This window comes from Leptospira yasudae, from assembly GCF_003545925.1.
Lineage (GTDB): Bacteria > Spirochaetota > Leptospiria > Leptospirales > Leptospiraceae > Leptospira > Leptospira yasudae.
Genome location: NZ_QHCU01000004.1, coordinates 197,462 through 212,569 on the forward strand (window position 1 = coordinate 197,462; position 15,108 = coordinate 212,569).

10 protein-coding genes and 1 pseudogene are annotated in these 15,108 nt (G+C 47.3%); 2 read left to right on the plus strand and 9 right to left on the minus strand.

Translation table 11 applies throughout. The annotated features are described in order from the left end of the window. Positions 1–245 precede the first annotated feature (245 nt). A complete protein-coding gene (locus DLM76_RS12515; RefSeq protein ID WP_241548241.1) occupies positions 246–2,741 on the plus strand; it encodes a SpoIIE family protein phosphatase in 2,496 nt (831 codons plus the stop codon). A 4-nt stretch (positions 2,742–2,745) separates the two neighbouring features. Here DLM76_RS12515 and DLM76_RS12520 read toward each other — a convergent pair whose 3' ends face one another. The 9 genes and pseudogenes from DLM76_RS12520 to DLM76_RS12560 all read right to left on the minus strand — a co-directional run bounded on the left by DLM76_RS12520 (position 2,746) and on the right by DLM76_RS12560 (position 14,354). Then, a complete protein-coding gene (locus DLM76_RS12520) occupies positions 2,746–3,927 on the minus strand; it encodes a M20 metallopeptidase family protein (protein ID WP_118965404.1) in 1,182 nt (393 codons plus the stop codon). Positions 3,928–3,974: 47 nt separating this feature from the next. Further along, a complete protein-coding gene (locus tag DLM76_RS12525; protein ID WP_118965405.1) occupies positions 3,975–5,549 on the minus strand; it encodes an FAD-dependent thymidylate synthase in 1,575 nt (524 codons plus the stop codon). 315 nt (positions 5,550–5,864) lie between these two features. Next, a pseudogene (locus DLM76_RS12530) lies at positions 5,865–6,098 on the minus strand (type II toxin-antitoxin system RelE family toxin); the annotation flags it as partial. A 19-nt stretch (positions 6,099–6,117) separates the two neighbouring features. Continuing rightward, on the minus strand, positions 6,118–6,333 hold the full coding sequence (locus DLM76_RS12535; RefSeq protein ID WP_118955960.1) for a RelB antitoxin-like protein: 216 nt from the start codon (positions 6,331–6,333) through the stop codon (positions 6,118–6,120). A 203-nt stretch (positions 6,334–6,536) separates the two neighbouring features. Beyond that, the gene (locus DLM76_RS12540) at positions 6,537–9,839 is read right to left on the minus strand and encodes an efflux RND transporter permease subunit (protein WP_118965406.1); all 3,303 of its coding nucleotides are present in this window, start codon (positions 9,837–9,839) and stop codon (positions 6,537–6,539) included. Between the two features lie 147 nt (positions 9,840–9,986). Next, the gene (locus DLM76_RS12545; protein WP_118965407.1) at positions 9,987–11,393 is read right to left on the minus strand and encodes an MptA/MptB family glycosyltransferase; all 1,407 of its coding nucleotides are present in this window, start codon (positions 11,391–11,393) and stop codon (positions 9,987–9,989) included. Beyond that, positions 11,390–12,097, minus strand: a complete 708-nt coding sequence (locus DLM76_RS12550; protein ID WP_118955957.1) for a glycosyltransferase family 2 protein — start codon at positions 12,095–12,097, stop codon at positions 11,390–11,392. Before DLM76_RS12550 ends, DLM76_RS12545 begins: the two co-directional genes overlap by 4 nt. Beyond that, positions 12,094–13,482: a multiheme c-type cytochrome gene (locus DLM76_RS12555; RefSeq protein WP_158586387.1), complete on the minus strand. Its 1,389-nt coding sequence runs from the start codon at positions 13,480–13,482 to the stop codon at positions 12,094–12,096. The genes DLM76_RS12550 and DLM76_RS12555 overlap by 4 nt, the downstream gene beginning before the upstream one ends. Further along, positions 13,479–14,354 (minus strand): sulfurtransferase, encoded by an 876-nt coding sequence (locus tag DLM76_RS12560; RefSeq protein ID WP_158586388.1) that lies wholly within the window; start codon positions 14,352–14,354, stop codon positions 13,479–13,481. Before DLM76_RS12560 ends, DLM76_RS12555 begins: the two co-directional genes overlap by 4 nt. A 244-nt stretch (positions 14,355–14,598) precedes the next feature. Here DLM76_RS12560 and DLM76_RS12565 point away from each other — a divergent pair, with 244 nt between their 5' ends. After that, positions 14,599–15,087 (plus strand): DUF4395 domain-containing protein, encoded by a 489-nt coding sequence (locus DLM76_RS12565; RefSeq protein ID WP_118955954.1) that lies wholly within the window; start codon positions 14,599–14,601, stop codon positions 15,085–15,087. Positions 15,088–15,108 lie beyond the last annotated feature (21 nt).

The following is a 15,108-nucleotide window of genomic DNA, read 5'->3' on the forward strand; positions in this document are numbered from 1 at the left end:
CAATCGTTCGTTGGTTCGGTTTTTCGGAGTCGTTTATGCGGGAGAGTGTTCTTTGAATGTCGACTTATAACTTTTCAATCGGGAACCGTTCGTCCCAATCGAGAACGTTCCGTAAAATCCTTCGTTTTCTTTCCGTTTCGCGCAGAGCTTTATTCCTCTTTGTCGTTCTGTTCTGTTTATTTGCGAAAAAAGAAATCCTGCCCAAGTCTATTCAAAAAATTGAATCCTTTGACACCGTTACGAGTTTGAATTCCTCCCTTGAATCCGAATGGGAGATCACAGCGAGCGAGATCGATCCGATTTCCGTTTCAAAGGCGTATCTGTCCGGGGACCATAGTTTTTCATTCGAAACCTTTTCTTATAAGGTTCCTGGAATGTATACCTTCCGGGAGCCGGGAACCGATACCGCATTTCTCATTAAAAAATTCATCGCACCGAAGAGCTGGACGACCGCGGGGATCGCAGTTCGATTGGGAACGATTTCGGATCGAGATAAAACCTATCTGAACGGAACGCTGATCGGACAAACCGGAAAATTTTACGAACCGCTTCCGCAAGCGTATGATAAGATTCGAGTCTATTCCATTCCTACGAAATTGATCCGAAAAGGTGCGGAGAACATCCTTATCATCCAAGTGCGCGGTTTTTTTCCGGGAAAGCTCGGAATCGAACAGGATAAGACCGCGATCGGAAACGCGCATAGCATCTATAAGGACTTTTACGATACGGAATATATCAAACTCGGATTTTTGATCGTATATTCCACGGTAGGATTTTTCTTTCTGTTTTTGTATCTGCGGAAGCGGTCCAGCAAAGAGAATTTTTATTACGGACTTTTTACGATTCTTTTGGTGATCTACCAGTTTCTCAGAAATCAGACCAAATACGATACGGGAATCGATCTCATCTACTTAAAGAAAATAGAATATATTGCGGTCGCGTTTATGATGCCGGTCGCGTATCGATTCAATCGTTTTTATTTCAAGTTTCCGAAATTGATGCTGACCAACGTTCTCGACGCGGTTTTTATCGGAATCGCATTCTTCTATATTTTTACGAACGATATGATTCTCCATAGCAACGTGAATAAGAATGTCGTTCAGATCCTGTATCTTCCGTACGTCGGATTGATGTTGTATTATCTCGTAAAAAGATTGATCGAACGGAAAAAAGACGCGCTTCTCATTCTCGTCGCCGTATCCGTAGTGGTCGTTGCTTCCACGATCGACGCGATGACCACTAGAAATCTCATCGTGTTCCCGAGGCTTTTAGGCTACGCGTTCTTCGTTTTTATCGTAAGCGTTGCGACGATTCTCGCGAACCGCTACGTGAAACTCAATCAAGTCATCGAAGAGTTGAACGAGGATTTGGAAAAGAAGGTGATCCAAAGAACGCAGGAGCTGAACGACACTTTGACCGAGGTCAAACATCTGAAGGTTCAACAGGATGCGGATTACTTTCTGACTTCTTTGCTGATCAATCCGCTTTCGACCAACCACAACAGAAGTGCTTCCGTTAAGACCGAATTTTTCACGAAACAAAAGAAGTCTTTCGAATTCAAAAACCGAACCTATGAGATCGGCGGGGACATCAATATCTCCGGGAATATCAAACTCGGTGAAAACCGTTTTACCGCGTTCGTCAACGGAGACGCGATGGGAAAATCGATTCAAGGAGCGGGCGGGGCGCTCGTGATGGGAACCGTGTTCAATTCGATTCTTGCGAGAACGGCAAACACCGAACTCGGATCCTTGACGCCCGAACTTTGGTTGAAACGATCCTTTCAGGAATTACAAAGTATCTTCGAATCCTTCGACGGTTCGATGTATATTTCCGCGATCTTAGGACTTGTGGAAGAATCGACCGGAAGACTTTTGTTCATCAACGCGGAACATCCGAACGCGGTTTTATACAGGGATAAGAAAGCGAGCTTCATCTCGGACGAACTCGATCTGAGAAAGCTCGGTATTCCCGGAAACGAAACCTGGTTTTCCATCCAGGAATTTCGACTCGAAAAGAACGACGTGTTGATTCTCGGTTCGGACGGAAGAGATGATATTCTTTTGGGAATGGACGGAGATTCGAGGATTCTGAACGAGGATGAAACGGCGTTTCTCAAAAGAGTCGAAGAGGCGGAAGCCGATCTGGGAGAGATCGGCAGGCTGATCGAAAACCAAGGGGAACTTACTGACGATTTTACTCTATTAAAGATTTCGTATATTCCCGTTTTGGAAAACGGTTCCCAGGACCAAGACCCGTATTTTCGAAATGAACTCAAGACCGCGAAGGAATTCTTAAAGGCGAACGAAGCCGGTAAGGCGATCGCGGTTTTGGAAAGCGCGCAAAAATTAAGAATCGCGGACGAGGAGCTGCTTTGGCTTCTCGGAAAAAGTTATATCAAGGAAAAACAGTTCGTGCGCGCGGAGAATTGTTTCAAGCGATTGATGTTCATTCAACCGGAACATTCCGAATATCTGTATTATCTTTCGTATTGTTCCAAGATCAACAAACACTTTGCGGAAGCGATCGCGGTCGGAGAACGATTGTTCTCGCTGGAACCGGATCATATCCGGAATCTCATCAACCTGGCCGATCTGTATAAAACGCTGCGCAATTTTAAACTCGCCGAAGAACTCGTAAACCGGGCGATTACGATCGTTCCCGATCACGCGAACGCGCTCGCCGTAAAAAAGGCGATTGAAAACGCGAAGTCGAGCGCGACCGGAGCCGCTCCGACTTAGAATCTCAGTTTTCTTCCAAATAGATTCGGATCGCTTCCTTTAAGACGCTGAGTCCGATCGAAAGGGAGTCCTCGTCGATATCGAACTTGGAGCTGTGATGCGGATGCACGAGACCCTTGGCTTCGTTCATCGAACCCACAAAAAAATAACAACCGGGCACTTTCATCAAAAACGCGGAGAAATCCTCTCCACCCATGGACTTCGTGTTTTCTTCCGTTACGCTTCCCGGTCCGAGAATATTCTGCGAAGCCTTGCGTACGATGTTTGCCATATAAGGTTCGTTGATCGTGGGTTGATTGGTTCGTTCGTAATGAATCTCCGCTTTGGCGCCGAGCGCGGATACGATTCCGTTTACGATTCGTTCGAGTTTGCCCGGAACCTCTTCGAACATCTTTTTGGAATACGTTCTTACGGTTCCTTTGAGTTCGGCGGTTTCGGGAATCACGTTAAATGCGTTTCCCGCGTGAAAACTTCCCACCGTAACGACGCAGGAATCCAACGGGTCCGTGTTTCTGGAAACGATTGTTTGAAGCGCGTTTACGATTTGTGCGCCGACTACGATTGGGTCCACCGTGTGTTGCGGCATCGCTCCGTGGCCGCTGATCCCCGAGATGCGGATCGTAAACTCGTCGACGGCTGCCATCATCGGACCGTCCACGACTCCCACCTTTCCGACCGGAATGTGATTCCATACGTGCAGGGCGAGGGCCGCATCTACGTTATATTTTTCTAATATACCTTCCTCGATCATTTTGTCCGCGCCTTGGCCGCCTTCTTCCGCGGGTTGAAACACGAGTAAAACTTTTCCTTTCGGGAGAATCGAACGGATATCCTCTTTGATTTCGGTTGCGAGGCCCATGAGGATCGAAGTGTGCGCGTCGTGACCGCAGGCGTGCATCACGCCGTCGTGAACGGATTTGTATTCTTTTTGGGATTCTTCGAAGATCGGGAGGGCGTCCATATCGGCGCGCACGAGAAGAGTCTTTCCCGGTTTGCCGGAATCGATCAACGAGACGACTCCGGTTTTTGCGATTTTATCCTGAAACGTAAGGCCGAGTCGTTTTAAGTGATCGATCACGAAACTCGCGGTTTGATTCTCCTCATAGCGGAGTTCCGGATGTTTGTGGATTTGTCTTCTGTAACGAACGAGTTCTTCGGTGCGGTTTGCGGTCACTGTGAGTTTCATACTACTTCAGACCATTCTAACCGCAGGAAGGGTTTTCGAAAAGAATTTTAGATCACTCTGGAATACTCGGATAACTCCCGTTTCCAGACCTGGGTTCCGCAGTAGTGATCGCCCTCCGGGCAATACGGCTTCACTTCTCCCTGAAGGCGGATCCAGCAAGGAGCCTTGATCCACTTCGCGATTTGCGGATGGACCTTCATCACGTCCGTGAGTTCGTTGACCGAGGCTTGGAAGATTTCTTCCTGCGCGTTGTAACAGGTTCTGGATCTCCATTTGTGATGGAGATTGAGAAGGTCGCCGCTTTCGTAAAAACGGATCGGAAAGCTGTTCGGCAAAAGATACGTTCCGTGTTCGGGAGAACCTCCGGCTTCCAGAAAACGATTCAGTTTTTCGAAAATATTCTTATGGTAAGAATCGTATTTTTCCTGAAGTTCGGGATATTTTTGAACCACGAGAGGAGTGATGTAATCGGGAACGCCCGCGTATTGCGACATGAGAACCGGTCTTCCGCCCGGAACCATTCTATGTCTTTGATCCTGACTGTCCGCGGTGTGAGAGATTCTTTTTTGGAAAGAATACTGAACGTTGAAGAGGGCTCTCGTGATCGGACTCATGGAACTTTCGTTCAAGGTGGAAGTCAGGTGGCGATTTTTTGCGGGATTGAGGACGAGATCGATCGCGTTTTCGTCGCTCAAAGATGATTTAGGAATTCCTAATATAGATCGTACGGACTGCGCGAGAATCTCGGGACCGTTCGAAGAATGGGAAACGAGTTTAGAATATTTTCCGCCGAGCTCGTCGTCGAATTCCTTTACGAAAGCCGCTGCCGTTTCCGGATGAAATTCCCGTTTTCCGTTGCCGAAAACGGATTCGAAATAACGGTATTCGGTCGTTTCTTCCAACGGAAGGGGATCGTCCATCTCGTCCGCATACAACGGATCGACGGCCCGAACTTGGTTGACCATTTCGGTGACGACCGCCCTTTGTTCGTCAGGTACGTCGTAGGAATTCATCAGTCGATAGTAACGATGCAGCGTAAGTCCGTTGATGGAATGATAGAGATAGGTGTACGTTCCGAGCGGTAGCAGATAACGCGCCACTTCGAGACATTTCTTTTTGATCGGAGCCTGCCATTTGTCGGGATAGTTGGCGCGGGCCTTGTAAATCTGAAAGTATTCCTCTTGAATGAACGGATGAAGTGCTTCCGTATACGAGAAGTAGGCTTGGCTTGCGTAGTCCACCGCGTCGATATAGAGTTCCAACAATTTCCCGCTGAGTTCCGACGGAACGTAGTAATTCTCCTTTTTGACTTCCACATATCTTTGCGAAACTTGTTCGGAATTATAAAAGGGATGAGAGTGTAAAAACGACCAAACGAATTGTCGGGAGACTTTGTCGAGCGTAAAGATAAACTGAGGATGCTGACGGGTTGTGAGATGTCCGGCCTTCTTCGTCGACTTTGCGACCCTGTCTCGGATTTCGATCGATTTTTCCGAAGCGATCATATCGGAGGGCAGAAGAATTCCCTTCGATGAATAGCAAGTTCTCGCGGTTGCGATGGCGAGATTGAACGGATCCTTGCTATGATCCAGAAGTGATACGATCGGTTTTTGGGCTAACATCGAAGTCTCCGAACGGGACTATGTCCCCTGTGGAACTATCCTGAAGGGGGAAAGTTCACCGAAAACTCTTTTTTGACCCGATTTTATGGTTATCGAGCGCCCCTTAGGAAGCGAGATAGTCGAAGATAGCGCAGCGTAATCGAAGACTCTTTGCGTAGCAAAGACAGTAAGCCCCTTAGGAAGCGAGATAGTCGAAGAACGCGTAGCGTACTCGAAGACTCTTTGCGCAGCAAAGACAGTAGTCCCCTTAGGAAGCGAGATAGTCGAAGATAACGCAGCGTACTCGAAGACTCTTTTTTAACTCGGACCTCGCTCTTACCTCTCGTAGATCTCTTTTCTGTGGCCGATTGCGATTACATAAACGATCAGTTGTCGATCCACGATATCGTAAAGAATTCTATAATCTCCCTTTCTCACACGAAATCCTTCTCTTCCTTTTAATTTTTTGGCCCCAACCGGTCTTGGATTTTTGGCGAGACTCTGGATCATTTCAATCAAGGAATCGGTGATTGTTTCGGGAAGTTTGTCGAGTTGTTTCGCGGCGAATTTGGTAAGAAGAACGGAATACTCAGACGTGCCGTCTTTTGTTCTTTTTACCGGATCTTGCTTTTAAGAATTCTTGAAGCGGAACCGATTTTTCCCGTTTCGCTTTTACCTCGTCGTAAAGACGAACGTCCTCAAGTTCTTGCAGACTTTCTAAAATTTTTTTGTATTCCTGTATCGAAAGAACAACGGAATTTTTTTTTCCCTTTTCGTCGATGATGTATTGAGGATGAAAAATCATACTTCCAGAATATGACTCAGCAACAAATCGAGATCAAGATCTTTTTTTTAGCATCGAAGAAAAAGAAGTTTGTCGGACCTATTTTCGTCCATCTACGAAAACGTTTCTCTTGATTCTAAAATGTAGGAACTCCAGCAAAAATCCGATCACGGATGAAGCCGATTCAACGGCTGGATCTTATCCTCCTTTTCTTTGGGATCGGTTTACTTCTTCTTGCCTTTCTTGAGCTTGGAAGATTTTTTCTTTTTCGAATCCTCTTCTGCTTCCACTTCTTCTTCGGTTAGGATTTCCTGCGCTTCCGCGTGAGTCGAAATCCATTCGCTGTTGTCGTGCGAGAAGGTTTGTTCCCGATTTCCGAACGCGCGTTTTTCGAGAAGTTCTCGTTTCGCGGATCTTCTTCTTTCCTGACTTTCATAAACGTTCAAGAGATATTCCATTACGATCGGAAGAAGAACGCGGGAGAATACCGTCGCGACGATGACCCCGAAAATGACGACCGTAGCAAGAGGTCGTTGCACTTCCGCACCTGCCATGGTGGAAATCGCCATCGGAATAAATCCGACCGCAGCGATAACTTCGGTCGTCATTACCGGACGTAAGGAATGAATTCCCGCGAGATACACAGCGTCCGCGATCGAAGCTCCCTTTTCCAATTCTTCCCGAAGGGTAGAAGCGTAAACGACTCCGTTTAAAACCGCGATCCCGCTCACCGCGATGAACCCGACCCCGGCCGGAATACTAAACGGAAGTCCGCGGAACACGAGACCGATGATTCCTCCCGAAACCGCGAGGGGAACCACGATAAAGACGCCTAACGCGTAGTAGATGCTTCCGAACGCGGCCATGAGCATAAAGAAGATGATCGCGAGCGCGATCGGAACGACCAGGGCCAATCTTTCTTTGGCTCGCGTGAAGTTTTCGAACTGACCGCCCCAATCCGTTCTATAACCGGGTGGAAGATTCTTTTCGATTTCTTCGGTGACTTTCTGCGCTTCGTTTACGAAACCGACGAGATCTCTTCCTCGAATGTTGGTTTCGACCATGATTCTTCGTTTGAGCGATTCTCTGTAAATCGCAGCCGGGCCTTCCACGAGTTTGATGTCCGCAACCTGACCGAGAGGAACGGTGGAACCGGAGGAAGTAAAGACGGGGATGTTTTCCACCTGTTCCAAATCCGTAGCGTCGATCTTCAGACGAACGACGAGATCGAATCGTTTGAATCCTTCGAACACCTTTCCGGTTTGTCTTCCGAGACGAAGCGCTTCGACGGTTGCAAGAATTTCTTCCGCCTGTACTCCGTAACGCGCCATGTTTTCGCGATCGACCTTGATTTCGACAAGAGGAAGTCCCAATACTCTTTGAACGCGCAAGTCGGCGACTCCCGGAACTCCTTTGAGTTTGGAGGCGAATTGACCCGCGATGTCCTTGAGTTTGACGAGATCGTCTCCGTAGATTTTAATTACTACGTCGGCTTTCGATCCGGAGAGAAGCGCGTTCACTCTGTTTTCGATCGGCTGCGACAAACTGATCGTGCTCGAAGGAATGAACTTGAGAATTTCATCCTTCATCTTGCTCATGAGTTCTTCGCGATTATCGGCCGTGACCCATTCTTTGCGGGGTTTGAGTTTTACCATCGACTCGCCTTCGTCCGTTCCGATCGGTTCCGCGGCGGATTCGCCTCGTCCCATTTTGGAAACGACGCTGATGACTTCCGGAAATTTTTTTAAGACCGCTTCCATATCGGAATTCGTGTCTCTGGAATAGTTGATCGCAGTGGAAGGAAGACGTTTGATATCGATCGCGATTTCCCCTTCGTCGATCCTCGGTAAGAATTCGGAACCCAAGGTGGAACCGAGTAACAGCGCGAAGACGACGATTCCGACTCCTGCGTAACAGAATTCCTTCTTGCGAGCCATTCCGAAATCGAGAAGAAGTTTGTATTTTTCGGTGATGACGTCCCAGTATTTACTGTGATGAAAAACCGGATTTTTGAAGAGAATGCTTGCCGCGGCCGGAAACGTCGTTAAGGAGAAGAGAAGTGCGGCTCCGAGTGCGAGCGCGACCGTGATCGCCATCGGCTTGAACATTCTTCCTTCCACGCCTTCCAAACTCATCAAAGGAAGATATACGAGCATGATGATCGCGACCGAGAATGTCGCCGCGCGGCCCACTCGAACGCAGGCATCGGTGATGATCTCTTCCGCTGCGAGTTCTCTGTCCTCGAGTTTGGTCTGCATATCGTAGAACGATTTTTTCAGTATGAACCCGTGCAGGATCGATTCGAGCATCACGATTGTCCCGTCGACTAACAACCCGAAGTCGAGCGCTCCGAGAGACATCAAATTTCCCACGATCCCGAACGCGTTCATAAAGATCGTAGCGACGAGCATCGGAATCGGAATCGCCAATGCGACGAGAAGAGCGCCTTTCACCGTTCCGAGCGCGACGATCAGAACGATTACGACGAGGACCGCGGCTTCCGCGAGATTGGTAAAGATGGTGCTGAGAGTTCTTCCGATAAATTCCGAACGATCGTAGAACGTTTCGATTCTCATTCCGGGGGGAAGACGTTCTTTGATCGTTTCAATTTTTAACTTCACACGTTTTACGACTTCGAGAGAGTTTTGGCCCATGAGCATCATGGCAGTAGCTCCGACCACTTCTCCCTTCGAATCTTTCGTAATAAGACCGAAACGAAGCGCGGGACCGATTTCCACTTCCGCGATCTGACCGAGTAAAAGAGGGATCCCGTCTCCGGCCGTCGTTACCGCGGTGTTCTTCAAGTCCGCGATGGATTTATATTGGCTTTCTCCGCGGATAACGATCTGCTCCGCGTTCTTGGAAATGTAACCGCCTCCCGTGTTCTGGTTTGCGGATTCGAGTTTATCATAAATTTGTGATAGAGTTAAGTTGTGAACCGCGAGTCTTCTCGGATCGATCTTGACCTGATATTGACGAACCTGACCGCCGATGATGTTCACGTCGATGATTCCTTCCACGGATTTCACTTCACGAGCGAGTTCCCAATCCATGTACGTCCGCAATTCTTCCGGAGAATGTCTGTCCGACGTTAATACGAACTCGTAGATATCGCCGAGACCCGTTGCGATCGGTGAAAGTTCGGGTCTTCCGTAACCGGGAGGAATGATGGCTTCCGCTTGTTTGATCCGTTCATTGACGAGCTGTCTCGCGAAATAAATATCTGTCCCGTCTTTGAAAATGACAGTCACCGAACTTACGCCCGTTCTCGAAATGGAACGAATTTCGGTGACGTTCGGAAGACCGGTAAACTCCATTTCGATCGGATACGTGATGAACTGCTCGACTTCCAAAGGAGAAAGACCGGGAGAAGCCGTAACCGCGGAAACTTGAACGTTGGTCACGTCGGGGATCGCGTCGATGGAAAGATAGAATGCGTTGTAAATCCCCACGAGGGTAACCATGAAGGTCAGCACCAAAACCAGGGCTCTATTTTTAATGGAGGCGCGGATCAGTTTATCAATCATGTTTGTTGCGGATCTCTAAAAAAGGCGATATGGACAGGAAAGTTCGTTTGGGTCAAAGATGAAAGGTTTTTTTAAACAAGGAAGAAGGGAGGGCGTTTCGAGAAAAGAAATGAAAAAACGGACCCTTTCGATTCTTACGGAGGTCGCTTAATCCCTTGCAAATGACTCGTCCTTCTTCGATACGCCTCGTTTATAATCAATATGCAAAAAAAGGAATAGAATTCCGTATTCAAAACACAACCAGGAAAACGAATCTTCGTAAGGAAACACCGAATAGGCGGAATACGAGACGAAGATCAAACAGGACCAGACGATCGGATAGATGTTCCCGGAAAAAATCGAACAAACGACTAACGGGAGAATGTACCAAGGATGCACCGTGGTCGAGAAAATCAGAAAGATCAAATAGATCGATTCCGCGGTTCGAAATACGTTTTGAAGACCTTCTTCCTTTCGTTTCCAAAAGGAGAATAGAGAGATTGCGACTAACGTGGTCGCTCCGCAGATTTTTCCGGCCGCATAAAAATTCTCTCCGATCCGACGCAGAAATTCCCGTAAAACGTAATATACGCTTCCGTTGAATTCGAAGAGCTGAAAAAAAACTCCCAACCCCGACGTTTTTTGTTTTTGGATCAGTTCCGGAAAAACGGAAAATCCGATCCAAGCAAGCGCGACACAAACCGCGAGAGCCGTCCCCGAAATCCAAAACCCCTGTCGACGCGGATCCGATCGTTTTCCGTTCGCGATGGAAAAAATCAAAAACGGAACCAGAATCAACGGTGTGATTTTGGCGAGAATTCCGCAAAGAAAAAAGGCGCTCGCAAAAAATAGATCCCGAAGTCGACTTTCGTTTTGCCAGCGCGCAAACGAATACAGCGTTCCCGCAAAAAAGAAAACAAGGATGGATTCTGGATGCGCGTTGCCGGTAATTTCCGCAAGGACGAGAGGATTCAGCCAATAGATCAGGATTTTTTCCGAAGCGATTTTGTAGTATATTAGAATCTTATAAAGAATCCAAACCACTCCGAATTCGCTTAACAAAAGCGTAGTTTTCCAAAAAAGAATTCCCGCTTTCACGTTTCCGAAAACGAGCATGGTCTTTGCGGAAAGAAAAAAGAAAAACTGCAGGATCGGCGGATAAACCGAATAGAATTGGGGAGAGTTCATCGACTGCAGAAGTTCGACGGAGAGTTTCCGGGCTTGCGGAGAGAAAACGTCGATCGGAAATTCTTTGGGTAAAAACGCAAAGGGAGAGACACCTTCTTGGATCAAAAGCCCGTCCCATAAAAAACGATACACGTCTTCGGAAAGAATCGGATCGGAAAACAAAAATGCGATTCGTAAAATCAAACCGATTCCGATCCAAAAGCCCAGAGATCTCCGATCGCGATCCCGAACTAAAATCCAAACATACGAGATGAACGCGGGAAGAACAGCAGCCAAAAGAAGAAAAAAATGAGAGCGTTGTTCGAAATATTGAAACCAAAGAATGGGAACGAACGAAAGGATCAGAATCAAACGAACGCTTCCCACTCGAACGAATTCGAAGTTCATTTCGAGTGCAGCTTTCCGATCGTATAGAGAATTTTCCAACCCGCTCGGATGGAACCGGAGATCGTTCCGCTTACTTTGGAAACTCCGATTCTTTTTTTATAACTGACGGGGACTTCGACGCAGCGCAAACCCAACTTAGCCGCCTTTATCTGCATTTCGACAGTCCAACCGAAATTCCGATCCTGCATATTCAATTTTTTTAAAATATCCGAGCGTATGACTCGAAAAGGACCGAGGTCCGTAAATTTCATACCGTATAGAATTCGAATGAGAGTCGTAGCCAAACGATTTCCGAAACGTTGAACCGGCATCAAAGATCCTTTTTGGGAATTTCCTAAAACCCTCGAACCGATCACAAGATCCGCGTTGTGATCGAGCAGGGCCTGCGTTAAAAGAATCAGTTCGCTCGGCGAGTCCGAGTAATCCGCGTCGACGAACGCGATCAAGTCGGGAAGAGAAGGCGAGTTGAAAATTCTTTCCAAACCTTTCCAACACGCCGCTCCGTACCCTCTTTGTGATTCCTGCAAAACCACAGCGCCGTTTGAAGCGGCGGCATTTTTCGTATCGTCGATCGAACCGTTGTCCACCACGATGATTTCTCGGAGGTTCAAACCCGGAATCGAACGCAGATCCTTTAAAACGAACGGAATCGATTTTTCTTCGTTGAGAGCGGGGATGACGACGCTGACCGACGGGGAACTCACAGTTTGCCTTGTTTAGAAAGTCGGAATAGAGTTTCCCGGGTGGAAAGTTCTGTCTTTCCCGAATTCAGATCGGTTTTCGATTCGTAGAACAGATTCGCGAACGGATAAAACGATTCGATTTTGTTCAGCTTGGCGGCGATCTCCGGAGAAGCTTTTTTTGCGTTCTTTCTCATGTGTTCCGAATTCTCTTTTGTTAAACGAACATGTTTGATTCGAACGATTCCGAAACGAGCATTTCTGTTCGGATCAAACTTGAGGAGAAGTTCGATCTTCCTTTTTTCTCCCGAACGAATCCGGTTGTCTGCCACGAGTTTCGCTTCCGGATACCATTCCCAAGTTTGGCCGATTCGAACGGTTTCCGTCGCTATCTCCAAACCGACTTCGTTTAACAAAATCGCTTCGATCAGAAGATGTCTTTCCGGATCTCCCGTCGGAACGGAATGGCCCGCAAAACGGTTCTCCAAATCGAGTCGAACGGCTATTTTACCGGAAGTAAAATCTTTTTTCGACCATTCTAAACCGTCGATTTCCAAACCGGATTTGTATCCGCCTTTCCATTGAGGTTCGAAAAGTTCGAACGTCTTCGGAACTCCGCCGCCTATAAAGGTATGACGATGAGAATCCCGTTCTGCGTGAGGAAACGAATCCGGAACGATCTTACGTTTGATCGAAGGCATGTGACAACTAACGCAGTCCTCTTTACCAGCGTGAACGCTTTCCTTAAATTCGTCCCCCGTTTTGAAGTAACAAACAAGAGAAGAATCGAGTCTATAATCCTGATTGTGACAATCGTTGCAACGGGCGTGCAAGGCTTCGCGATTTTTTACCACCGGGTGCGGAGCGGTAGAAGCGCCCGTAGGTCCGATGAGGAACGTGTTTCCGTTCGGATCGGATTTTAAATGACAGGTCCCGCAACTCACCCCTTCCTTTTCCCATGTCGGATTAAATTTCGGATTGGAAACCGTGATCGGCTGAAAGACGTCCCCGTTTTTGAGATGGGTTGTGATTTCGCTTCTTTGACCGGAAAGAGGAATATGACAGTTCAGACAAAGCCAACGCGGAGAATTCCGTTTCGTAAGTTCGGATTGGAACTGAAGATCTGTGAACGCATTCGCGTGAGTGGACGTTCTCCATTCTTCATAGTGATCCTTATGACAGTTTCCGCAATCTTTGGCGGTGAGTCCCGCGATTCCGGAGAGGACCTCCGATACTTCCACGGGTTTAGCCCAGGGTTTACCGGGAAACCGTTCCTCCACCGATAGGATTGGCGCGGAGCCTTTGCATAAAAACACGGAGGAAACGGTTGTCGAAATTCCGAATATAATCGCGACCGTTCTATAGGATTTTAGAATATTCAAAAAATATAAATCATCAAAACGGCTCATTTCAGGGTCAGCGGATATTCCTTCTCGTTTCCGGAGGACCATTCCCACATGGAACCCGCGTAATTTTTAGCGTTGAAACCTTCGTTTCGCAACACCGCAGTCACCCAAGCGGAGCGAATTCCGCCCGTGCAATAGGAAACGACGATCGAATCCCTGGAAATCCCAAGTTCCTTGATCTTTTCGGAAATCTTCTCGGAGGGAAGAAGAATTCCGTCTTCGTTTAACAAAACCTTGTAGTAAAGATGTTTGGCACCGGGTATATGACCGCCTCTCGCTTCCCCGTAGGGAGTTTCGCCTTTGAATTCGCGCTCCTCTCTCGTGTCCAGAAAGACGTATCGTTTGTTTTTGAGATTGGATCTGATCTCGGAAGAAGTCGCGTTCAGATTCGAGTCGAATTGAATCTTGAACGAGCCGGCTTGTTGGGCTTCGCCTTGATTGGAAACGGAGACGCCTAACTGTTTTAAGGCGGAGTAACCTCCGTCGACAAGAAACGCGTTGCGATGTCCGAGCGAACGCAGCATCCACACGATTCTTCCGTCTTCACCCCAATTGTTTTTGGTTTCGCTGATTACGAGAACGGGTTGATCGTTTCTGATCCCGTAGGCTTCGAGTTTCTTTTTAAGAACGTCGAGGGGGAGGAGATTTCCTTTGTGAGGAAGTTCCGAAACGGAGAATTCTTCCCAAGTCACCGAACGGGACCCGTTGATATGTTCTCTGTAAAATACGGAACGCGATCTTGTGTCCAGCACGAGGCTGCCCGTAAGAATCGCCTTCGCTTCTCCCGGAGTTAAAATCCAAGATTCGGATTTTTGGGACCAAAGCAGGGTCGGAACCAGAAGTATTAAAGCGTAAAAGAGCGATTTGGATTTCATATAGTTTTTCCGTTGTTTCTGGAAATCTCTTCCTTCTATCATTTAGAATCAAAAAAGAGTTCCAACAATTTCATTTTGCCGATTGAAAAATCGATTTTCGAAAAAGCAAGCTTAAATCCGTTATAACAGAATTTTTAATGTTATAGTAAAAATTTTTAGTTATTGCAGAAATGGAGGTGATTATTCTGGTTGAATGATAGGTCTAAAGAAGAGGACTGACGTTATCCAAGAGGATGGTGGACTTATGATTAAACTAGGTAGTTTTCCCGATTCGGTCAATGAATATGCCGCGAGATCGGTCGCCGGACTTGTATTTTTTCTGACGATCGCGACCGTATTGACGCAATCGATTTGGTTGAATCTCGCGTTGCTCTACGGATTTACGGCGAGAGTTTTATACGGCCCGAAATTTTCTCTCTTTGCGAAGATCGCGATTCATGGTATCGTTCCCTTATTGGGTTTGGGAAACCGTGAAACCGCAGGACCGCCGAAACGTTTTGCGCAGTCGATCGGATTTCTGTTTAGCCTAACGTCTCTGATTCTGCTCTTACAGGGACAGATTCTTGCGTTTCAAATCGTACTCGGAATTCTGATATTCTTTTCCGGTTTGGAATCCTTTGTCGGTTTTTGCGCCGGTTGTTTCGTTTTCGGTTATTTGATGCGATGGGGAATTATACCGCAGGAAGTCTGCGAAAAATGCAACAATCTCACCTTTCCATCGAAACAATCCTGACCGACTCAGCGAGCTGAAATG